Origin of the sequence: Tatumella ptyseos ATCC 33301, assembly GCF_000735525.1 — a bacterium.
Lineage (GTDB): Bacteria > Pseudomonadota > Gammaproteobacteria > Enterobacterales > Enterobacteriaceae > Tatumella > Tatumella ptyseos.
The window spans coordinates 15586-38684 of the sequence record NZ_JMPR01000040.1; the positions used below are offsets into that span (position 1 = coordinate 15586).

The 23099-nt window shown below is 51.8% G+C and carries 17 protein-coding genes; 4 read left to right on the plus strand and 13 right to left on the minus strand.

All coding sequences use genetic code 11. The features are described 5' to 3' along the window. Window positions 1-37: 37 nt before the first annotated feature. The 3 genes from asnS to GTPT_RS13135 all read left to right on the plus strand — a co-directional run bounded on the left by asnS (window position 38) and on the right by GTPT_RS13135 (window position 4243). Window positions 38-1438 (plus strand): asparagine--tRNA ligase, encoded by a 1401-nt coding sequence (asnS, locus tag GTPT_RS13125; RefSeq protein ID WP_025902832.1) that lies wholly within the window; start codon window positions 38-40, stop codon window positions 1436-1438. Window positions 1439-1734: 296 nt separating this feature from the next. Then, complete coding sequence (gene ompF / locus GTPT_RS13130) at window positions 1735-2817, plus strand: porin OmpF (RefSeq protein WP_029991120.1); 1083 nt, start codon at window positions 1735-1737, stop codon at window positions 2815-2817. A 235-nt stretch (window positions 2818-3052) separates the two neighbouring features. Further along, a complete protein-coding gene (locus tag GTPT_RS13135; protein ID WP_029991121.1) occupies window positions 3053-4243 on the plus strand; it encodes an amino acid aminotransferase in 1191 nt (396 codons plus the stop codon). Window positions 4244-4329: 86 nt separating this feature from the next. On the opposite strand, the gene GTPT_RS13140 is transcribed toward GTPT_RS13135, so the two are convergent. The 7 genes from GTPT_RS13140 to cmoM form a co-directional block, all read right to left on the minus strand. Next, window positions 4330-4959, minus strand: coding sequence for an MBL fold metallo-hydrolase (locus GTPT_RS13140; protein ID WP_029991123.1), 630 nt, complete (start codon window positions 4957-4959; stop codon window positions 4330-4332). Window positions 4960-4997: 38 nt separating this feature from the next. After that, window positions 4998-5549, minus strand: a complete 552-nt coding sequence (mepK, locus tag GTPT_RS13145; protein ID WP_025902836.1) for a peptidoglycan L,D-endopeptidase MepK — start codon at window positions 5547-5549, stop codon at window positions 4998-5000. 171 nt (window positions 5550-5720) lie between these two features. After that, window positions 5721-7559, minus strand: a complete 1839-nt coding sequence (gene ldtD, locus GTPT_RS13150) for a L,D-transpeptidase (protein WP_029991125.1) — start codon at window positions 7557-7559, stop codon at window positions 5721-5723. A 145-nt stretch (window positions 7560-7704) separates the two neighbouring features. After that, the gene (gene mukB, locus GTPT_RS13155) at window positions 7705-12159 is read right to left on the minus strand and encodes a chromosome partition protein MukB (protein WP_029991126.1); all 4455 of its coding nucleotides are present in this window, start codon (window positions 12157-12159) and stop codon (window positions 7705-7707) included. Continuing rightward, window positions 12156-12896 (minus strand): chromosome partition protein MukE, encoded by a 741-nt coding sequence (gene mukE / locus GTPT_RS13160; RefSeq protein ID WP_025902839.1) that lies wholly within the window; start codon window positions 12894-12896, stop codon window positions 12156-12158. The genes mukB and mukE overlap by 4 nt, the downstream gene beginning before the upstream one ends. Then, window positions 12877-14199, minus strand: coding sequence for a chromosome partition protein MukF (mukF, locus tag GTPT_RS13165; protein ID WP_025902840.1), 1323 nt, complete (start codon window positions 14197-14199; stop codon window positions 12877-12879). The genes mukE and mukF overlap by 20 nt, the downstream gene beginning before the upstream one ends. Beyond that, window positions 14196-14981 (minus strand): tRNA uridine 5-oxyacetic acid(34) methyltransferase CmoM, encoded by a 786-nt coding sequence (gene cmoM / locus GTPT_RS13170; RefSeq protein WP_029991127.1) that lies wholly within the window; start codon window positions 14979-14981, stop codon window positions 14196-14198. Before cmoM ends, mukF begins: the two co-directional genes overlap by 4 nt. 124 nt (window positions 14982-15105) lie before the next feature. Here cmoM and elyC point away from each other — a divergent pair, with 124 nt between their 5' ends. Next, complete coding sequence (gene elyC, locus GTPT_RS13175; protein WP_029991128.1) at window positions 15106-15861, plus strand: envelope biogenesis factor ElyC; 756 nt, start codon at window positions 15106-15108, stop codon at window positions 15859-15861. A gap of 15 nt (window positions 15862-15876) precedes the next feature. Here the strand turns inward: elyC and GTPT_RS13180 are convergent, their stop codons facing one another. From GTPT_RS13180 to GTPT_RS13205, 6 genes are all read right to left on the minus strand, one after another. Further along, a complete protein-coding gene (locus GTPT_RS13180) occupies window positions 15877-16770 on the minus strand; it encodes a phosphotransferase (protein ID WP_025902842.1) in 894 nt (297 codons plus the stop codon). Window positions 16771-16851: 81 nt separating this feature from the next. Next, window positions 16852-17607, minus strand: coding sequence for a 3-deoxy-manno-octulosonate cytidylyltransferase (gene kdsB / locus GTPT_RS13185; RefSeq protein WP_025902843.1), 756 nt, complete (start codon window positions 17605-17607; stop codon window positions 16852-16854). Then, window positions 17604-17786, minus strand: coding sequence for a Trm112 family protein (locus tag GTPT_RS13190; protein WP_025902844.1), 183 nt, complete (start codon window positions 17784-17786; stop codon window positions 17604-17606). The genes kdsB and GTPT_RS13190 overlap by 4 nt, the downstream gene beginning before the upstream one ends. 146 nt (window positions 17787-17932) lie before the next feature. Beyond that, window positions 17933-18916 carry a tetraacyldisaccharide 4'-kinase gene (gene lpxK / locus GTPT_RS13195; protein WP_025902845.1) on the minus strand — a complete coding sequence of 328 codons (984 nt, stop codon included), beginning with the start codon at window positions 18914-18916 and terminating at the stop codon, window positions 17933-17935. Then, window positions 18913-20661: a lipid A ABC transporter ATP-binding protein/permease MsbA gene (gene msbA, locus GTPT_RS13200; protein WP_025902846.1), complete on the minus strand. Its 1749-nt coding sequence runs from the start codon at window positions 20659-20661 to the stop codon at window positions 18913-18915. The genes lpxK and msbA overlap by 4 nt, the downstream gene beginning before the upstream one ends. Before the next feature lie 34 nt (window positions 20662-20695). Next, window positions 20696-22948: a DNA internalization-related competence protein ComEC/Rec2 gene (locus GTPT_RS13205; protein WP_029991129.1), complete on the minus strand. Its 2253-nt coding sequence runs from the start codon at window positions 22946-22948 to the stop codon at window positions 20696-20698. Window positions 22949-23099 lie beyond the last annotated feature (151 nt).

The following is a 23099-nucleotide window of genomic DNA, read 5'->3' on the forward strand; positions in this document are numbered from 1 at the left end:
GGGGCATTTATAAACATTATTGAATAGAGAGATAATTATGAGCGTAGTGCCTGTAGTGGACGTACTGCAAGGCCGGGTTGCTGTTGACAGTGAAGTCACAGTACGCGGCTGGGTCCGTACCCGTAGAGATTCCAAAGCCGGTCTTTCTTTTATCGCCATTTATGACGGTTCCTGCTTTAATCCTGTTCAGGCTGTTGTTAATAATTCGCTTAATAATTATCAGGACGAAGTATTACACCTGACCACCGGCTGTTCTGTCATTGTCACCGGTAAAGTCGTGGAATCGCCGGGACAGGGGCAGGCCTTTGAAATTGTTGCCACCGCCATTGAAGTCACCGGGTGGGTGGAAGACCCGGACAGCTATCCGATGGCAGCAAAACGTCACAGCATCGAATATCTCCGTGAAGTGGCGCACCTTCGCCCGCGTACCAATCTGATCGGCGCGGTCGCCCGTGTACGTCATACCCTGGCACAGGCTATCCATCGTTTCTTTCACGAGCAGGGATATTTCTGGGTATCAACGCCGCTGATCACCGCTTCTGATACTGAAGGTGCCGGTGAAATGTTCCGCGTGTCGACGCTGGACCTTGAAAACCTGCCACGTACCGATAAAGGCCAGGTGGATTTTAGTGAAGATTTCTTTGGTAAAGAATCTTTCCTGACAGTCTCCGGTCAGCTGAACGGCGAAACCTATGCCTGTGCCCTGTCAAAAATTTATACTTTCGGCCCGACGTTCCGTGCAGAAAACTCAAATACCAGCCGTCACCTGGCTGAGTTCTGGATGATCGAACCGGAAATTGCCTTTGCTTCTCTGGATGATGCCGCAGGCCTGGCAGAAGCCATGCTGAAATATGCGTTTAAGGCCGTCCTTGCCGAACGTGCTGACGATATGGCTTTCTTTGCAGAACGTGTCGATAAAGAAGCCATCGAGCGACTGGAGAAGTTTGTTTCAGCCGATTTTGCACAAATTGATTATACCGATGCTATCGATATTCTGTTAAAGAGCGGTCAGAAATTCGAAAACCCTGTCTCCTGGGGTATCGATCTTTCATCCGAACATGAACGCTTCCTGGCAGAAAAACATTTCTGTGCGCCAGTTGTCGTGAAAAACTATCCGAAAGACATCAAAGCCTTTTATATGCGTCTGAACGATGACGGAAAAACCGTGGCGGCAATGGATGTCCTGGCGCCAGGCATTGGTGAAATCATCGGTGGTTCACAACGTGAGGAGCGTCTGGATGTCTTCGATACTCGTCTGGAAGAAATGGGGCTGAATAAAGAAGATTACTGGTGGTATCGCGATCTGCGTCGCTACGGTACGGTTCCGCATTCAGGATTTGGTTTAGGCTTCGAACGTTTAATCGCCTATGTCACCGGTGTACAAAATGTAAGAGATGTTATCCCTTTCCCGCGGACTCCACGTAACGCCAATTTCTAAATGTCAATTAATCAATAACAATTTCATATAGATAATAAAGCCGGCAAATGCCGGCTTTATTACTTTATGAAATATTGATTCATCTCATAAAGTTCCCCGTTTTTTACATTCAGAAACACATATTTTCTATTTGAAACCAGAACTATGGTTTTGTAGCATATTCGCGCTAGAAATAGCACCGTATGAATGGAAAGATGCCTCAGACACATAAGGACACCAAACTTCATCAATGGTTTCGTAAAGAATTATTGACAGAAGTGAGAGTAGTCTCTAATAAACTCCAACGAGGGTAATAAATGATGAAGCGCAACATTTTAGCAGTTATGATCCCGGCTCTGTTAGTTGCAGGCGCAGCTAATGCCGCAGAAATTTATAATAAAGACGGCAACACGGTGGATCTGTACGGTAAAGTCGACGGAGTGCACTACTTTTCAAAAGATACCGCTAACGATGGCGACCAATCTTATGCCCGTCTGGGTTTCAAAGGTGAAAGTCAGATCAACAACTGGCTGACCGGTTACGGCCAGTGGGAATATAACCTGCCAGCAAACAATTCCGAAGGTGCTGACGCAAATGATGGTACCAAGACCCGTCTGGGCTTCGCCGGTCTGAAAGCAGGTCAGTACGGTTCATTCGACTACGGTCGTAACTACGCTGTCGCATACGACGTTCTGGGCTGGACCGATATGCTGCCGGAATTCGGTGGTGATTTCGGTTTCACCGATACCATGACCGGTCGTGCTACCGGCGTTGCAACTTACCGTAACACCAACTTCTTTGGTCTGGTTGATGGCTGGGACTTCGCCGTTCAGTACCAGGGCAAAAACGACCGTTCAGAAGTTCAGCGTGCTAACGGTGACGGCTACGGTATCTCTACCAGCTATACCTCTCCAATCGGCGTAGCAGTAACAGGTGCATTCTCTTCTCAGGACCGTACCGGCCAGCAGAATGAAAGCCAATATCTGGGCAAAGGCGACCGTGCACAGGTTTGGGCGACCGGCCTGAAGTATGATGCAAACAACGTTTACCTGGCAGCAACCTATGCTGAAGGCCTGAACGCGACACCTGTCTCAGGCAAAATTAACGGTGTGGCAGTTTCTGGTTTTGCTAACAAAACTCAGGATATTGAGCTGGTTGCTCAGTATCAGTTCGATTTCGGTCTGCGTCCTTCTCTGGCCTATGTCCAGACTAAAGGTAAAGACATCGAGAACGTTGGCGATGCTGACCTGGTTAAATACATTGAAGTGGGTGCGACTTACTACTTCAACAAAAACATGTCTACCTATGTTGATTACAAAATCAACCAGCTGAATGACAACAACAAACTGGGTCTGGCGACTGACAACATCGCTGCTGTAGGTCTGGTTTACCAGTTCTAATCCATGCCGGTTTAGTCCTGAAACGGGGTCTTCTGACCCCGTTTTCTTTTTTTAGCCCTGTTATTCTCCCCCGTTTGATCCGTCCGCAACTCCCCTGCGATTTCTGAGCCCGGCTCATTGTAAAACTTTGATCCCCCGCGGATAAAATTACCAAACAACTGTTGGCAATTTCCGTCTATCGGGATAACCTTGGATTTACGCGCAAACGTTTATATTTATCAATCGGATCTCACTCATGTTTGAATCAATTTCTGCTGCACCTGCCGACCCTATTCTGGGACTGGCCGACCTTTTCCGGGCGGATAACCGGCCTGACAAAATTAATCTGGGTATCGGTGTTTATAAAGATGAGACCAGCAAAACCACTATTCTGACCAGTGTGAAAAAAGCTGAGCAATTCCTGCTGGAAAATGAAACGACGAAAAGCTATCTCAGTATTGATGGCTATCCGGAATTTGCCCGACTGACTCAGGAGCTGTTGTTCGGCAAAGAGAACCCGATTATCACCGAAAAGCGTGCCTGCACGGCGCAGACACCGGGAGGCACCGGAGCACTGCGCGTGGCGGCTGACTTCCTGACCCGCCAGACTAACGTTAAACGTATCTGGGTAAGCAACCCAAGCTGGCCAAACCACAAAAGTATTTTCACCGCCAGCGGGCTGGAAGTCTGTCATTATGATTACTATGACGCGACAACCCACCAGCTGGACTTCCCGGCCATGCTGAATTCTCTGGAACAGGCCGTTGCAGGCGATGTCGTCCTGTTCCACGGATGCTGTCATAACCCTACCGGGATTGACCCGACGCCGGAGCAATGGCTGCAGCTGGCAGATCTGTCTGTTTCCCGTGGCTGGTTACCTTTATTCGATTTTGCCTATCAGGGGTTCGGACGCGGACTGGATGAAGATGCTGAGGGGCTGCGTATCTTTGCCAGGCAGCACAAAGAGCTTATGGTGTGCAGTTCCTATTCCAAAAACTTCGGACTGTATAACGAACGTGTAGGTGCCTTCACGCTGGTGGCAGAAAATGCAGATATCGCTACTGCCGCATTCAGCCAGGTGAAGTTTGCAATTCGTGCAAACTATTCTAACCCGCCGTCACACGGTGCGGCGGTGGTCGCGACGATCCTGGGTGACGATACCCTGAGAACACTGTGGGAACAGGAATTATCGGACATGCGTCAGCGTATTCAGCGTATGCGTCAGCTGTTTGTGAATACCCTGACAGAGAAAGGCGCGAGTAAGGACTTCGGGTTTATTCATCAGCAGAGTGGTATGTTCTCTTATAGCGGACTGACCACTGAACAGGTACACCGCCTGCGCAATGACTATGCTATCTATGCCGTTGACTCAGGTCGCATCAATATTGCCGGAATGACGCCTGATAATATGTCCGTACTCTGTGAATCAATTATCGCCGTGTTGTAATTGATCTCTGTGCATGAAAAAAGCCATCCCGACGGATGGCTTTTTTGTGGGTCGTTTTCCGAAAAAGTCAGCGCTGGCGCGGGAACTCACTGTAAAAACGGATTAGTGATACGTTCTATCCCCAGCGTGGATGACGGCCCATGCCCGGGGATAAAAGTAATGTTATCCCCTAAGGGTAAAAGTTTTTCTCTTATCGAAGTCATTAACTGCTGATGATCGCCCTGTGGGAAATCACTTCGGCCCACCCCGCCCTTGAAAATCACATCTCCGGAAAATAACAGTTTATTTTTCCGGTCGAGGAAGACGATATGTCCGGGGGTATGACCGGGACAATGTAATATATCAAAGGTAACCTGCCCTAAAGAGAGCGTTTCTCCTTCCTCCAGCCACTGGTCGGGCTGCAAAGGCGCGCAATAAGGGAAACCAAACATCTGACTCTGCTGTGGTAAAGCATCCAGCAGAAATTTATCCCGTAACTGAGGGCCGATAACCGGAATGCCGTAAAATGCGGCCAGTTCGGCGGCAGCCCCGACATGATCAAGATGACCGTGGGTCAGCAGAATTTTTTCCGGAGTGCGTTGCAGATCGCTGAGGGCCTTTTTTATCACTTCGGCATCCCCGCCGGGATCGATAAGTGCAGTATTCCCCTGCTCTCCACACCAGACGACGGAACAATTCTGGGAAAACGCCGTGACGGGAATAAGGGTGTAATTCAACTGACTCAATACCTGAACCTCTTTTTCTGAGACACCGGTTACTGCCAGTGTCTGACCGGCCCGGTATCGATATGAACAAAATTACTTTTCGGATAGTAGCCTACCCCACCGGCACGCATTTTCAGGGCTGCAGAACGTACCATCGCCAGCTGCACACCTTCAATGTGAAAGTCCATTGCCTGGCCCAGCGTATGGTAACTGTGTTTTGCCACTCCGCTACCGGACGCACGTAATTTATTATTGGTCGCCAGCGATCGGTAGCCGGAGATCAGCTGAACCGGTTTCCGGGTGCCCAGCATAACCTGTAACCGGTAGAGCTGGTCAAATAAATGCGGATCAATATCCTTTACCTTATTCGCCCGATAATCACGGAAAAAATGATTCAGGCGGGTCAGTTCGCTCTGATTATAGGTTTCACCATTGAAAAACTCGGTTTTCAGCGTTTCACCGGTATGCATATTACTCAGCGTGAGTATACGGGGGCGGGTTGCCGATAATGATGCTTCTGCCAGGCCAGGCAGTAACGCCAGCCCGGCGACGGCACAACCCGACAATAGAATTTTTCTGCGTTGGGGATCAAATTTATCCATGGTGATTTATAACCTGAGTGACAGCGGGACAATAAACAGACGGTGGCACATTAACCAGATGTCTCAGTCACGTCAATACAGACCTTTTGAATATCAACGCCAGCCCGCAGATAAAGAAGGAAACTGTCATCCTGCTGGCCGGCAGAGGATGACAGTGCTTTCTTTCTCAGGTTAAAGGATCAATTTCTCTGCCGGGCCGATACTGCTTTGTCCCTGGCGAACCAGATTATCGTAATTATAGATATCAGTGCGGAATCGCGGCTGCCCGTCTTCACCCACCCAGGCAGTCAGATAGTACAGATTGACCGGAATACGATGACGGATAGCCAGATAGCGGCTATTTCCCTCCTGCAGGGCACTGGCTATCCGGCTGCTGTCCCAGCCGACATTTTTCAGCAGGATCCCTGCCAGTTCAGCCGCCTTATTAATACGAACACAACCGGAGCTAAGCGCCCTGATATCACGCTGGAACAGCATATGATTCGGTGTGTCATGTAAATAGATGGCATCAGAACTTGGCATATTGAATTTATAACGGCCGAGAGCATTCTGTGGTCCCGGCGCCTGACGTACCCGGTAAGGGAATGTCGCCGGATCCACCGTTGCCCAGTTAATGCTGGCCGGATTAATCACCTGAGCATCTGCACTCCAGCCGGATAATAATGTGAAGCCATGTTTCATCAGATAATCCGGATCACTCTTGGCTTTCGGGACAATATCGCCCCGGACCAGACTGGTCGGTACATTCCATGGCGGATTCAGCACAACATCATTCAGTGCGCTGCGCATCAATGGCGTTTTTTTATCCGGACGTCCGACGATCACCCGTGAACTGAGGATTGTTTTCCCATCCTCATAGTAAGTCATGGAAAAATTAGGGATGTTCACCATGATGCCATTGTGCATATCATCAGGCAGGAGTCTCAGACGCTGGATATTTAATGCCAGTAAACCCGCACGCATCCGTGGCGTGACGTTTAACCATTCACGGGTCCTTGGCCCGATGACACCATCGGATGCCAGGCCCTGCCACTGCTGGAAACGTTTCACCGCATCCACCAGTTCAGGGCTGTAAACATCCTCCGGGTTCACCGCCGTTGTCAGTGCAGATGACGTGGTCCCCGTATCCGCCGGGGAATTAGCCTGTGCAGGCGTCGTGCCCGCAAGGGTTTTACCCGGCAGTAAGGCACTTTGACTGCCTGCCGATGTCGTCGACGCCACCGGTTGCTGAGCAGGCGTATCCGCCGACGGATGTAACGGGGCCGACACCGGCGCATTCGCACTGAGCATACCACTACGGATTAAAATCGTGCGCAGTGTCGGGATCTCCGGACTGCTTTCACCCGGTCTGATAGAAATACGATTGGTCAGATACGGCCATTGCTGATTTTCTGACAATAACTTTTTCAGTGCTGCCTGCATCGGCAGATACTCAGGATGACGAGGCATCAGAGAATCGATAAACACCCGCTCATTACGGGTGGTTATAGAGGTTTGCCAGCGGGCAATATCTCCGGATGGCGGTAATGAGAGACTATAAGGTGTATCCCCGTAAAGCCAGCTTTCCCCTTTCACCGGGGCGCCGGCAGCAAACTGCAAATATCCCAGCATCGCATCTGATAACAGGACATCACGTTCCATACCGGTGATATCACTGCGTGAAAGCCAGCTGACCCACTGACCGAACTGTGGCTGAACACCGGATAAGGCAACTTCAGCAAGCTGCTGCTGAAATTTTTCTACCGCTACCGGATCCTGCCACATCGGCTGCATATGCCGGGCCTGATAAAGAGAGGCTAATGTGGATGAATAATAAAGATGAACGCCGGCAGGTAACGCCGCGATGACCGCATGAAAATTGTGTCGCACCGGTGCGGAATGTTCACCGGACGTATGCACCGGATGGCCGGAAAGTGTCTGCGCAGCAAACAGCGATGTTACCGGTGCCAGCATCAGTGAAAAACCACACAATATCGTTACAGGCCGTAATTTAAGACCATTATTCAACATCCCTGCCCCCTTATGTCTTATCGTAATAATTACATTAGCCCGGATTTTTCTTCTTTACACGAATAAGCAGCACTAAAACAATAAAACGGTATTTGCTGAAAAACAAATACCGTTTTATGTCATTTATTTACCGGACTTTCGATACTCAGTGTTGAGGTGCCGGGTCGCCCGATGATGCACTTACGGAAGGCTCGGGAACAAATCCCCGCAAGCCGACAACATGAACGTGCTCGGTGTTATTCACCACTTTACGAACCAGTTTATACGTGGTGCCTTTCTCCGGACTGATATTTTCCGGTGCGGCGATCACCAGCTGCATATCCAGACGTTCGCACAGCTCGAACAGAGTAGCTATCGAGCGGCCATCCAGTCGGGCTGCTTCATCCAGGAACAGCAAGCGGCAAGGGGAAATATCCTTACCACGCAGACGACGGGACTCCTCTTCCCAGCTCTGCACTACCATTACCAGGATGGACATCCCGGTACCGATAGCTTCCCCGGTGGACAGCGCACCGCTTTCTGCACGTAGCCAGCCATCTGATCCACGGTTCACCTCAACTTCCATTTCCAGATAGTTACGGTAATCCAGCAGTTCTTCACCAATCACCTGTGGTGTCCGTTGTCCCATATCAATCTGCGGGTTCAGACGCTGATACAGTTTGGCCAGTGCTTCTGAGAAAGTCAGACGCTGGCTGTTAAACAGATCCTGGTGCTGTTCATGATCATTCGCCAGCGTTTCCAGTAATACGGAGTGAGCTTCACGCACATTCACGTTCAGGCGCACACTGTTGACCTGACCAAAACTGACACCCTGTAGCCCCTGGTTGAGCTGACGGATACGGTTCTGCTCACGCTGGATGGTTTTACGCAGAATATTTGCCGCACTCCGTGAACTGATCGCCAGATGCTTCTCACGGGCTGTCAGTTCTTCTGTCAGACGGTTCAGTTCAATTTCCATCTGCTCAATGGCTTCCACCGGGTCATCGGTACGGATGATATCCTGTCGGATACGCTCACGCAGATGCTGGTAAACCGCGATAAAGAAACGGATCTTACGTTCAGGGTATTTCGGATCTTCAGATAACCTCAGTACATCGCGCAGATGTTCATTATCCGCTACCGCCAGACGTAACGCCCCCAGCGCCTTATCCGACATAGAACGTAATTCATCACCGCCCAGATAGGCCAGTTCTCGGCGATGCAGGCGGCGCTCGATACCGTTATCCTTCACCAGACGCATCACAGTGCACCATCCGGCCTTCGCTCGTACGACCTGTTCACGCTGCTGAGCATAATCCCGCTCAAGTTTACGCAGGCGCTTCTGCAGTGCATCCATCTCTGCTTCACAGAAAGAAATCTGCTTTTCAAGCTGATTACTGCGGGTGCGGTTACGGCTCAGTGACTCATAAAGCTCATCACGGCGTGATTTTGCCCGTTCTTCTGCACGTACATCTGCAGTCACACCGATCGCCTGCATTTCAAGGTGCAGCTCTTTCAGCATGTCCTGTTTCGCTTCGTAAGAACTTTTGAGCGATGCCAGCACCTGAGTATATTGGGTCAGCATCGCCTGATGCTCACGCAGCCTTTCGCGGGCATGCGCTCGTTCACCTTCTGCCTGTTCCAGTTGCTTACGCAGTTTATTACTCAGATCACTGTTGCCGTCCACCATGCTGCCGGAATCAGAGTAGCTAAAGTGAGCGCGGCGCTGAATAACTTCGGTCAGTGCGAACGACTGCTGACTGTATTCACGCTGCTTTCGTTGTGCGGTCTGATAATCGGCCTGCAGTTGTTCGTGCTGCTGCGGATCGTTTTGCAGCACCGATAACATTGACTCAAGTTTGTTAATCCGTACACCGTGCTGATGCAGGAACCGGGAAGCTTCCTGCGCTTCTTCCACCTGCTCGCGGATCTCTTCATAACGATCTGCCAGCGTTTCGTCCATCAACAGGCTGACCCGCGGAAGAAGCCGGTTAAGTTTTGCCACCCCGTCTTTCGCCGATTCATACTGCTGACGCTGCTGAACCGTCTCACTTTCATGCTGACTCAGTGCGCGTTCAACATCCAGACGACGTGCATTCAGTTCGCGGATCTGCTGTTCCGGATCCTGCTCAAAGGCAATGGCCAGATGGCTGCCGATAAAGCGGCTGAACGACTGATGTAACCGCTGAGTTTTCTGAACATCAAACGACAACGTTGCATAGGTTTCAGCCAGCTTATCCCGCTCGTTGTACAATAGTTCCAGCTGATTTTCGCGCGCAGCCCGGCCAAAAAGCGGAACTTTCGGGAAACGGGAATAACGCCATTGACGGTCGGCCACTTTCACAATGACAGCGCCGTCAAGCTCATCCGCGCTGAAGACACTGTCATCAAATGATTGCGGATCCCCTTCGATAAGGTACAAATCTTCCGGACAATCTTCGAGTCCGTCCAGTTGTTCCTGGATCAGCGAGAGATCAGGGACGACAATCGCATGACGGGATGGCCCGTAGAGTGCCGAAAAGTACGGCGCATCATCCAGGGTAACATCGTCATAGATTTCAGAAAGCAACACACCGCCGAAACGTTCAGCCAGCTGTGTCAGTCGGGCATCTTCTGCACCGCCTGGCTGGCTAAGGCGCTCAATTTGTTGTTCCGCGTCACGCTTACGGGCAGCAATGGCATCACGTTCGACCGTCGTTTCACGCTCTTTCTCCAGCAGTTGCTGCATGTAACCGGTCACCTGCTGACTGCTGGTCAGCGCCTGGCCGGTCTGCTCGCTGAGCTGAGTCAGAATTTCCTGAGCGGCCAGCCAGTGTGGTGCTTTGCTGGTCAGTAACGTGATCTTTTCACGGATCTGGCTCAGCGTCTGACGCAAGGTCAGACGGTGTTCTCCGGCGTCAGCCACCCGGTCGGACAGCGATTCAATCTGCGCTTCCAGTTCGCGGTGCAGGCCTTCCAGAGCATCGGCATCGTACTGACGCCCCTGACTTTTACAAAATTCAGCCAGTAAACGCTCCGCGTCATGCTGTTCGCGTAAACGTTGCTCCAGTTCAGAAAGGCGTAACCGCAGGGAAGATAATTCATCGGCATAATGGCGCTGATTCGCGGCGTCGCGAATGATTTCACGACCGGTTTGCCAGGCTTCATGACGCCCGACCGGGCCGGCAATTTGATTGACCAGTGCCAGTGCCTGCTCGAACTGACTATGCGCCGCATCAGCAACACTCAGTTTCTGTTCCAGCGTCAGTAACAGCTCTGTCGCTTCTTCTTCTCTGGCGCTGAAGCGCTGCTGCCACTCTTCGGCATTCTCCAGGGAAAGATCGGAAATTCCGCACAGCTCACGGGCACGCTGCAATGCCTGAATGGCTTGCTGGTACTGGATCGCACGGGTTTGCTGAACATCCAGGGCCTGCTGGAAATCCGCTAACTGGCTCTTCAGCTCATCCACTTCCAGTTCAGCATCTTCTGCGCGCTGCTGGTTATCTTCATGGATCTCTTCGGCTTCAGCCACCACTTCCTGCTGCTCTTCCAGGCGATAACTGAGTTCCTCCAGTTCGCCTTCATAGCGAGTGATCTTTTCCTGCTGACGAACAGCCGTCTGAACCAGGTTGAGATGATCACTGGCGGCCTGATATTCCGCTTCAGATTCTTTCTCTGAGCCGGACAGTTCGGCAAGTTCACGCGCCATTTCCACATGACGGTACTGCCCGCTTGCCAGTTCCTGACGGCCGGTAAATAACTCATTACGCAGTAACAGCGCACCATCGAGATGAGTACGTCGCTCATTGGCATGACGCATATAATCGGCGGCCACATAATCGGTCGCTTCAGTGATCAGGTGTTTAAACAAATTACGATCAGACTGAGTCACCCGTATAGCTTCGAGCGTCATCCTGTTTTCACGTAATGCGGCTTCCATGTCCTGGAAAGCCTTACGCACACCACCGTTTTCAGGTAACAGATAATCACGTAGTGAGCGGGTGATGGCACTGGAAATACCGCCATATAACGAGGCTTCAAGCAGACGATAGAATTTACTGCGGTCACCCTGGGTGCGCAGACGGCGGGCAACGATACCTTGCTCGAACATCATGCTGTGATAGTCGGTCACCGAGTTATACTGACGGAAGGTGATCTCTTCCTGCAACTCCAGGCGCTCTTTCACTTCGTTCAGCGACAATACTTTTGCCTGACGTGAGTTAACCACCTCGGTCAGCAACTCTGTCGGGTTTAACTCTGGCGGCACATCGTGCAGGCTGAAAGGCCGGATATCGACTTTCTTATCACGGCCGGTCACCTGCTGCAGGCGCACGCCGGCAATGACCCGCTGCCCGCGTGAGTTGATCACATCCAGGATGGAATAGCAGACACCGGCCCGCAGTTTTCCGTGCAGGCCTTTATCACGGGAGCCACTGGTGGCCCCCGCTTCGGTGGTATTACGGAAGTGCAGCAGGGTCAGGTCCGGAATTAACGCGGTCACAAATGCTGCCATAGTGGTGGATTTACCTGCACCATTACCGCCGGATAACGTGGTTACCATATTATCGAGATCAAAGGTACGGGCAAAAAAACCGTTCCAGTTAATCAATGTCAGCGATCGAAACTTTCCACGTTCAATCATTCCTCGTCATCCTCCCCGCGTTCTGCGGAATCTTCACTGAACTGCTCATTTTCTGCCTCCGTGCTGCTTACCGGAACGTCTGCTGTCTCCGTCTTCTCCAGAGATACGGCTTCACCGTCACGGATTAAACGCAATTGGGCTTCACGGGGTTCATCACCGCTGCGAACTTCAGCACCAAAGCGGAACACTGACTCCATAATGCGAAATTTAGAGTTGTCACTCCCCATGAACCAGACCATTCCCAACCGGCGGAGGCGGTTCAGGGAAGCCCTGACCTTCTCCTGCAGTCGCGTACGATCCAGATCAGACCCGGTCGACCGCTGGTTCACAAAGCGAAGCAGTTTGCTTTCGTCTGCCAGTGCCAGCAACTCATCGTAAAGTTCCTGCTGGGTAAAAATACCCTCATTCGCCAGCCGTTCCGGGCTCAGGTAGAGGTAGCACAAAATTTTACCAACCATCATATCCAGCTCAGACAACACTGAGCGGGCAATCAGGGTGGTAGAGCGCGGACGCAGATAGAAAAAACCTTCCGGGGCACGGACTAATTCCACGTGGTACCGGGCATAAAATTCTTCCAGTTCTGCCTGAAAATCCATCAGGAAGGCATGATTATCTAATTCTTCGAATCCGATATGACGCCCGGCCCGTAACTGGCTATCCAGCGCGGGAAAAACCGGGTTTGCCAGTGCCTGTGCCAGCTTAAGCGGCATCACTTGTTCAATATTTGTCAATGACATGTGCCTGCACCTTGGCTCCGTAATCATTAATAGACTGCCACTGCGCAGGTAACCCTGCTAAGTCGGCTTCAGAAACGCCCAGACTGACTGCCTGATCGATAATAATTCTGGCTAAATCAAAATGTCGCGCCCGTGGATACTGAGCCAGATAGTCCCGCATAACGGTCGCCAGATTCAGCGGTATCGCCTGTTCCTTGTAGACACGTAAGGCTTCTTCAATCATGGCTATCAGTTGTTCCCTGATCTCATTGAACTCTTCAAATTCAAGTTCATTCGGCAGTTCGCCGGTAACTTCATCATTGCGTAAGATCAGTTCATCTTCACGGGTATCAAATAAACGATCGGCGCTGGCATAGCTCAGCCCCCATGGCGCATCAAAATAGCCTTGTATCGATTGTCTGAGTCGCTGGGCAAATACGCGATTTTTGTCCATATCAATCGCCGTACGAATAAATTTATGAACGTGCCGATCATATCCAATCCAGAGATCGATCGCCTGCTGACCCCAACTGGTGATACGGTCCAGTTTGTTTTGCAGATCAAACACCAGTTTATCCACAAAACCCAGATCCGGGCTGTTCAGCGTCGCATCCTGGATCCGCAACAGGTTTGCTTGTAACTTATCGCCCGCAGCTTCCAGCGTATCCTGCAATTCGCGCAGAATACCGGAGGTTTCAGACAACAGGAGTTCACAACTGGATATGGCCGCCCGCCAGTCTTTATTCAGCAATGCCGCAATATCTTCCTTTACGCCCTGCTGCTGTTCATCCATCGAGCGCTGTGTCAGGTCAATACTGTCAAAGATTTCCGCAACAGAGTATTTCAGCGGAGCAAAAACATTCCTATGCCAGTGGAATTCATCCCCATTTTCTTCGGCCGCATCCGCAGCCCGCTTGAGTTCATTGGCGACGATAGAGAGCTGCATCGACAATCGTAACGTTGAAAACTCACGTTGCCGGATATAATAGTCAGTAATACCGATACCCAGTGGGGTCAGACGGTAAATTGCGTGGCCGTCTGCCTGTTCGCTGGTGAAACGGTTTAACAGCCGCTGGCGGACCATGTCATTAATAGCGTTATTCGCTCTGGCCTGAACGGTTTCTTTGGTTTGTTCAAAGGCTTTACTGACATGACGGAAACCGTCGATCAGTTCGCCTTCGCTCAACTCACCATCCATCCGTTCGCCATTTAATGTCGCGATTGTCAGCAGGAAAGCCAGACGCTCCGTAGGCAGCGAAATTGAAAAATCGCTTTTACGGGCCCAGGAGACCAGTTCCGGGATCGTCTGGGAGAAATCACTCATAATTGATCCTTCTGCAGTGGTTTGCGCGCAGTGACGTGAATATAGCGCCCCAGACTCAGGAAAGGTTCCTGCCGGCTGAAGCGTCTTTCCATTTCAAGGATCCCGTCAAAGCCATTAGCACTGGGGGGCATATCACGAATAAAATCACTGAACACACGGATCCCTGCCCGTTGTTCAATAATAAATCCGCATTCGGTTAACCAGTGATACACCTGTACGGGGTCACGGGGATAGTCCGGAGAGAGTGTCCGTTTTTTACGTTTTTTCATATCTGCCCGTAAATAGCCAAAATTCCCCAATGTCAGGTTCTGCATCACCAGACCATTCTGGTTATAAAACATCAGCGATAACACCCCGCCGGGGGTCAGCACATCATAGATTGCCTTCAGCGCCGTTTCGGGTTCAGCAACCCATTCAAGTACAGCATGAAACAATACCAGATCCGCAGGTTTATCCAAATGGTCTGCAATATCCTGTACCCGCATTTGTTTAAAAACCATGTTACCGCTAACGCCCAGACGCTGAGCATTTTCTTCTGCCCGCTCCAGCATCTTTCCGGACACGTCCCCCAGCAGGACATGGTGACCGCTGGCGGCCAGTCCGCTGGAGATTTGTCCCATCCCGCCCCCGGCATCGACTATCGACAACGGGCCCGCAGGAAGGGTCGGTAAAATCTCATCGAGTTCATCGCGAAGAATTGCCTGGCGGATCTGCCCTTTCGCAGTGCCATAAATATTTTGAGAAAACTTCTCCGCAAGATCATCGAAATTACGATCCTTCATGACAAAAGCTCCGGATGGGTCACGTAAGAAATATGCTATTTTGTCACAGGTCTTGTAAGAATGAATCTTTCATCCTTTATATTGCTACCGGCTGCTGTTTTTTCAGACAAAACTGGTGATATTTATGCTTTTTATGCTTAAAAAAGTGATCGGGGGAATGCTGCTACCCCTGCCGCTGCTTCTCATCTGCATGGGGCTGGCGCTTTTATTATTATGGTTTACTCACTGGCAAAAAACCGCCCGGACATTACTTTCCGCCAGTTGGGTGATTTTATTACTGCTAAGCCTGCAACCTGTCGCCGATCACTTACTCGCGCCACTGGAGTCACAGTATCCGACACTGCGGGACGGACGCCCCGGTGACTATATCGTCGTTCTGGGGGGCGGATATACCTACAATCCTCACTGGGCTCCCGGGTCGAATCTGATTGGCAACAGTCTGCCGCGGGTGACCGAAGGTGTCCGGTTGTGGCGCCTTTCTCCGGGAGCGAAGATGATCTTTACCGGAGCCAGAGCTGAGGGAAATCCGCGCAGTAATGCCAGTGTGGCTGCAGAAGTCGCTGAGTCACTGGGGGTCCCGGCACAGGATATCATTCAACTGGATAAGCCCAGAGACACCGCTGAAGAAGCGGCGGCAGTCCGGCAGCTTATCGGAAATCACCCTCTGATCCTGGTCACGTCCGCTAATCATCTGCCAAGAGCGATGCAGTTCTTCCTCAGGGAAGGATTAACGCCAGTCCCTGCACCGGCGAATCAGATGGCGATCACCAGCCCCCTGAATTTTTGGGAGGAATTAACCCCTTCTCCGCTCTGGCTGTCTCACAGCGAGAGAGCATGGTATGAAACGCTGGGTCGGGGGTGGCAGCGCCTGACAGACTAGCCACGCCTGCGGTTGTTATTCGAGCCAGGGAAGAAGGCTGTCCCTGGCCTGACGATATAACTCCGTCGAAAACGGACGATTATGAATTAAATGATCCACCTGGTCCCAGAGGCGATAGAGCGAACACCGCCATATAAAGCCTTCATCAACACCGTATTTTTTCAGATAACACTGTAACAGGCTCTGTTCCTGTGGCGAATTCTGCAAGCGAAAAAGTTCATACTCTGCCGGAGCCCAGAGCATTCTTCCGGGTTGAACCATCGCCAGCAAATGACCGGTGTGCGGATCTTTAAGGATGGTGTTCAGGGTCAGATTGCCATGCACCATCACATTCGGTGCGTTAAGATCAGCAAATAATGTGGCATGGCAGAGCTGGCTCCGGGACAGCAGTTGCTGGTCGTCTGAAGAAATCACCGTTTGATGTTTCTGCCGCAGCAGCGCAAGGAGCACTGAGGTGTGTTGAAAATACCAGTCGGACCAGCTGATTTTCTGAGTGCTGTCGACATAGCCACTCATCCCGTCAGCAGAGTGTGAGTGCCACGCTCCCAGCCCTTCCGTAATTTGCTGTGCCAATGTTTGCCATTGTTCAGCCGAATGGGCCGGGGCTTCAGCAGAGATGCCTCCGATGCGCCCCACCAGCAGTAATTCATGAAACGGCAGCCGTTCACTGACCACAACACCATAGACGACGGGGAGATGGATTGTCCCTTTCTGACGCAATAGCATCAGTTTTCTGGCTTCCTGTTCGGCCATGCCTGGCTGGGAAAAACAGCGTACGGCCATCGGCATCGCATGCCCGGCCCTGTCATAAATAGCATACAGACAGGATTGTGCCTGGCAATGAAGCGTCTCAATTCTGCTGATCGATTCCCCGAGGATAAGGCTGAGTTCAGCCTTTAACAGTTCCATTTTTCCTCCTGATAAGCTGCATCACGCGGCCCGCTATCAGGGACATTTCGTCAGCCTTTCCCTTACCGGCCGGACTGGAAGTTATTGCTGTTCTGCAAGGATCTCACGCACACGCTCAAGATCAGCCTGTGTGTCTACACCCACTTGTGGTGTTTCCAGCGCGACATCCACATGTATTTTTTCACCGTACCAGAGCACTCTTAGCTGCTCCAGCAATTCAATCTGCTCCAGCGCGCAGGGCTGCCAGCGGATATAACGACGGATAAACCCGGCACGATACGCATAAATACCAATATGCCTTAATAAGGTGTCCCCAATGGTATCGCGTGAGGCTGCATAGCGTTCACGATCCCAGGGGATAGTTGCACGAGAGAAATACAGTGCATATCCCTGATGATCGGTCACCACTTTGACTGCGTTCGGGTTAAAGGCTTCTTCCGCTTCGGTCACAGGAACCGCCAGGGTCGCCATTCCGGAACTGGCCTGCGAAAGGTTTTCAGCTACCTGCCGAATGATCGCCGGCGGAACCAGGGGCTCATCACCCTGCACATTCACAATAATGGTATCGTCGGCCAGCTGGCAGGCATCAATAACCTCGGCCAGACGCTCAGTGCCTGAGTTATGATCTTCACGGGTCATACAGACTTCACCACCCGCTGCCGTGACTGCCTCAGCCACTGCCGGATGATCGGTCGCCACAATCACACGGTCTGCCCCGGAGGCCAGCGCCTTATTTAGTACGTGGACAACCATCGGCAGGCCATTGATATCAACCAGCGGTTTTCCGGGCAGGCGTGTAGAGGCATATCGGGCAGGAATGATGACCACAAAACTCATGACAGGCTCTCATCCGCTGTCAATGGACGGGATTCATTTTCCAGTAAAACGGGAATACCATCACGCACCGGATAGGCTAAGCCATCAGGTTTACAGATCAGTTCCTGCTGTTGCTGATTATACTGCAATTTACCATTGCAGACCGGGCATGCCACTATTTCGAGTAAACGGTGATCCATATTTCCTCCATCACGGACCGCGGGTACAGAGTGATAGCATATCACAGCCGCCCGGGAGGAAACATGATTTGTCATAGCCGGAAAAAGAAAACAGAGGCCATCAGGCCTCTGTCAGGGAACGGGATCCGGGGATCGCTAACGGGGTATTATTGTGGCTGGCTAAGGTGAACTATTTTATCCAGTAATACCGATGCGGCTTCTCCGCTCAGTTGCGCAGTCACCGGCAAATACCACCAGTTGGCCCGGGCAAACTGGCGGCATTTCACCGCATCTTTCTCGGTCATCAGCAGTTGCTGAGCGCCGGAAAGCAATACCTCAAGTTCCTGCGCCGAATACGCATGATGGTCAGCGAAAGCAATTTCTGCCACCGGGGTCACTCCGCGGGATTTCAGTGTAGAAAAGAAACGGGGAGGATGACCAATACCCGCCATCGCCACAATATCGGTCAAGGCTGACAGTGGCCGGGTTTCACCGCTCAGCAGATTGACGGCCTCCCCGGAGACCAGCTGCATGGCAATTTCACCGGCATGAGCTTCTCCCCCGTTTGTCACCACCGCGTCCACTTCCTTCAGACGTGATGTGCGCTCTCTCATCGGACCGGCCGGCAGCCACCAGCCATTCCCGAACCGTCGCACACCATCAACCACTACGACTTCAAGGTCGCGGGCCAGCGCGTAATGCTGTAAGCCATCGTCAGTAATAATCACCTCGACCGGCGAGGATCCCAGCAGAGCCGCAACAGCATCTGATCGCCGCGGGGCGACAGCGACAGGCACCCCGGTACGCTGATAAATCAGCACCGGCTCATCCCCGGCTTCCGCCGTGGTGGTCGTGTCTTTCAGAACCAGAGGATAACGTTCGGCTTTGCCGCCATATCCGCGGGAAACAACCCCCGCGGAAATTCCCCTGGCTCTGAGTTGTTCCACCAGCCAGATAACCACCGGTGTTTTACCATTGCCTCCGGCGGTCAGGTTACCTACCACAACCACAGGAACAGGCGCCCGCCAGCTTTTGCGCCAGCCACGACGATAGCTCCAGCGGATAATGGCCGTAATAGCACCATACAGCAAAGAGAATGGCAGAAGGAGTCGCCACCCTCCTGACTTTCCGCTCCAGAGGCGCTCAATCATTGCCCGAACTGCATACTGTGAAGCTGGGCATAGGCACCGCGTTTCTCCAGCAATTCTGCATGAGAACCACGTTCGATAATCCGCCCGTCTTCGACAACCACGATCTCATCCGCTTTTTCGATAGTCGACAAGCGGTGAGCAATCACCAGGGATGTTCTGTTTTTCTGCAGTTCATCCAGAGCCGACTGGATCGCGCGTTCAGATTCGGTATCAAGCGCAGAAGTTGCTTCATCCAGAATAAGAATGGGGCAATCGCGCAGTAACGCCCTGGCGATAGCAATACGCTGGCGCTGACCACCGGATAAAAGGACCCCGTTCTCACCGATCACGGTATCCAGGCCATGTTCCATTTTACTGATAAAGTCCATGGCATGGGCCATTTTTGCAACACGTTCGACATCTGCACGACTGTATTCAGACTCACGGGCATACGCGATGTTATTGGCAATAGTGTCATTGAACAGATGCACGTTCTGAGACACCAGCGCTACCTGATTACGTAATGACTGCAAGGTGTATTCTTTCAGATCATGGCCATCCAGAATAATCTCACCGGACTGAATATCGTAAAAACGGGTCAGCAGACTGGCAATGGTCGATTTACCCGAACCAGAGCGTCCCACCAGGGCAACCGTTTTACCGGCGGGCAGTTCCATGGAGATATTATGTAACGCCGGAATATCCCGGCCAGGGTAACAGAAAGTCACATTGCGGAAAGCAATGTCTCCACGGGCACGGGAGACAACCCGGGTACCTGTGTCTGTTTCCTGCTCTGAGTCCAGAATGGTGAATAAGGTCTGACAGGCAGCCATCCCGCGCTGGAACTGCGCATTGACATTCGTCAGCGACTTTAACGGGCGCATCAGTGCAATCATTGATGAGAAGACGACAGTAATCGTCCCGGCGGTCAGTGTATCCATCACCTCAGGGAAACTGGCCGCATACAGAATAAAGGCCAGCGCCAGGGACGCAATCAGCTGAATAATCGGGTCTGAAATAGAAGAGGCTGAAACCAGCTTCATTCCCTGCTGTCGCATACGGTTACTGACCACATCGAAGCGTTTGGTCTCAATTTCCTGGCCACCAAAGATCAATACTTCTTTGTGTCCTTTGAGCATTTGCTCAGCACTGGTGGTCACCTGCCCCATCGTGTTCTGCATTGTCTTACTGATATTACGGAACCGTTTAGACACTAAGCGGATGGCAAAAGAAACAATCGGAGCCAACACGATAAGGATCAACGATAGCTGCCAGCTATAATAGAACATCATAATAAACAGGCCGATAATCGAGGCCCCTTCCCTGACAACAGTCACCAGCGCACTGGAAGAGGAAGAAGCTACCTGCTCAGAGTCATAGGTGATCCGGGAAAGCAAGGTCCCGGTTGACTGCTGGTCAAAGAAGGCCACCGGCATTCCCATCATATGGGCAAACAAGCTACGACGCATCCGCATGACCACATTACCGGAAACCCAGGAGATGCAGTAACTTGAGATATAACTGGTGATGCCACGCATCAGCATCAGGCCAATCACGGCTAAGGGCATCCAAATTAAAACGGATTTATCGGCTTTACCAAAACCATCATCAAGCAGAGGCTTAAGCAACGATAACATTAGGGTGTCACCGGCGGCATTAAGGACCAATGCAATTGCTGAAACGACCAGCCCCGCTTTATGCGGAGCAATCATTGGCCAGAGCCGACGGAATGTCTGCCACGTTGAGAGATCTTTATCTGAATGCATTATTTCTTCACGTTGTTTGAGATTACCGGTTATTCTACCTGGATTCAGGCCTTACACCAAACCACTGATGATACCAGCGAGGGAAAATTTCTTCGCGCATTTCTGAAATACGATAATGACGCTGGTAAATCCGCAACGAGATCTGCCCCGATATCGCGGTATCCGACCAGCGAAACCCCGCCTTACGATAACGCTCAATCACTTTCAATGACGGCATTTTCCATGCGTTATAACGGGCAAGAGACGCCATAGCCACCTCACCGTTTACCGACCTCAGCAGAACCGGCGATGACGAGGTATTACTCCCATGATGAGGTACCTGGAGAAAGGTTGCCTGCAGGTGCTGCTTCTCCAGCGCGACAAGCTTCATTTCTGCCTGACGTTCAAGATCCCCGGTCAGCAACAGGCTGAAAAAACCATCAGAGACTTTAATCACACAGGAGTCATTATTCTGGCCGTTAGTGCTGCCAGCAGGAGGCCATAGCACGGTAAAGCTCAGTCGCTGCCACTGCCAGCGATCTCCGCGAAAACAGCGAAGATGTCCGCGGCGGGACAATGCTGTTCTGACGGGGGTTGCCGGCCAGTAAGACAGGATCCCGCTCAGACCGCCATAGTGATCCAGATGACGATGACTGATAATGACTTGCTGCAATTTCAATCCGTGCCTTAATAACCAGGGAACAATAATGCGTTCACCGGCATTGCTTTGCTGCCAGCGATTCCCGGTATCATAAACTACCGCCTCATCCCCCTGGCTTATAACAACGGCCAGCCCATGCCCGACATCCAGCATATCTACTCGCCATTCTTCATTGCGCGGCGGATAGCGCCAAAGCAGGCAACAGAGTAATAATGTCAGGCCGTGAAAGGGGTAATGATAGCAAGTGGCAGAACGAAAAAAGAGCAGGCCACCCCAGACCACCGTGCCCCATAAATAAGCATCGGTCACATACCACCATCCCGGGGGGGGAGACTCAAGCAACATCACCAACAGGGTGAGAGATTTATCAGCCAATTGCCAGAAAAGTCCGGCGAACCCTGTCGGTGTAAGAAGCAAGGCCAGCCCTGCAACGGGCAATGTAAACAGAGAGACCAGCGGAATCGCTATCAGGTTTGCCGGTAACGCCACCAGACTGGTACCATTAAATAATAACGCCTGTAGCGGCAGCATCAGTAACAACATCCCCGACTGCAGATGTAATAGCTGCAGGCTTCGCCAGCGCCAATGACGGGCATAGTGCCGGGGTAAGGCAAACCACCGATACCAGACCAGTAACATCAGCACTGCCAGTGTTGATAACCAGAAGCTGTCCGATAATACAAACATCGGGTCACTGAGCAGCAGGCCCCCTGCACATAACAGCCAGATCTGCCAGCTATTGAAATTGAAATAATGCTGACGAAAGATCTGCCAGAGACTCATAGCAAGCATGGCCCGTAATGCCGGAGCCTGCATCCCGGAGAGCCAGGTATAACAGCCCGCCAGTAACAGGCTGATCATGCCAGGCAGAAAGGGCGTAATCAGTCGGGCTGGTAACCCCCGCTGAAGACACCGCATGACTCCCCATCCGGATGCCGCAGCCAGGCCAATGTGCATACCCGAGATAGCCATCAGGTGAGCAATCCCGGTCTCACGGAAGAGTTGCGAAATTTGCGGGGATATCGTATCCCGGACACCAAACAGCAGTGCCTGTAGTACACCACCGTACTTCAGACCGGTCAGTTCTTCTCCCGCCGCGGCCATAATATCCGCTCTGAGGCTGCATTCCGGCGTGATCACCGTTTTTTGCAGGATGCGCCCGCCGAGCGGCCGGTAACCGGCCAACGCTGCACGTTGCTGATCGTATCCCCCCTCATTCAGTCGGCCATGAACCGGGCGTAATTTCAAACGCATCCGCCACCGCTGTCCGGCACAAAATTCCGTCACCTCGTCCCCCACAGTTACCCGGGCTTGTAACGCCGGAAACTGTGCTTGTCCGGAAACTGAGACGATTTTTATGCTGATCTGCTGCCGGCCTGGTACTGTCGTGATGACCCTGACTTCAGCCTCCAGCGGCCTTCGGGTCAGTTTATCGATCTGATTAATTTGTTGTTGTGCCACCAGTACTCCCCAGCAGAAGATACCTCCCAGCCAGGCCAGTGCCTGCAATATCCGAACTTCGCTACGTAACAACACGAATGAAAGGACGGCGATCCCGCACAGTACGCTTCCGGTCGGAAGTTCCGGTAAGAAAAGTAAAACAGACAAAGCAAGGACGGTAATACCGGAAAAAAATATCAGGCTCATCTTTCCCTCCCGGAGGCGAAAGAGAACAGTGCCCGTTCCGGTTCAGGAATGAAAACAGCCAGCAGAAGGAATGTGCAGGATAACCACCAAGATTACCTGAAGACGTCATACAGAGGGGAAAGGCGAGCGGGCGGGTTCACAACAGGCAAAT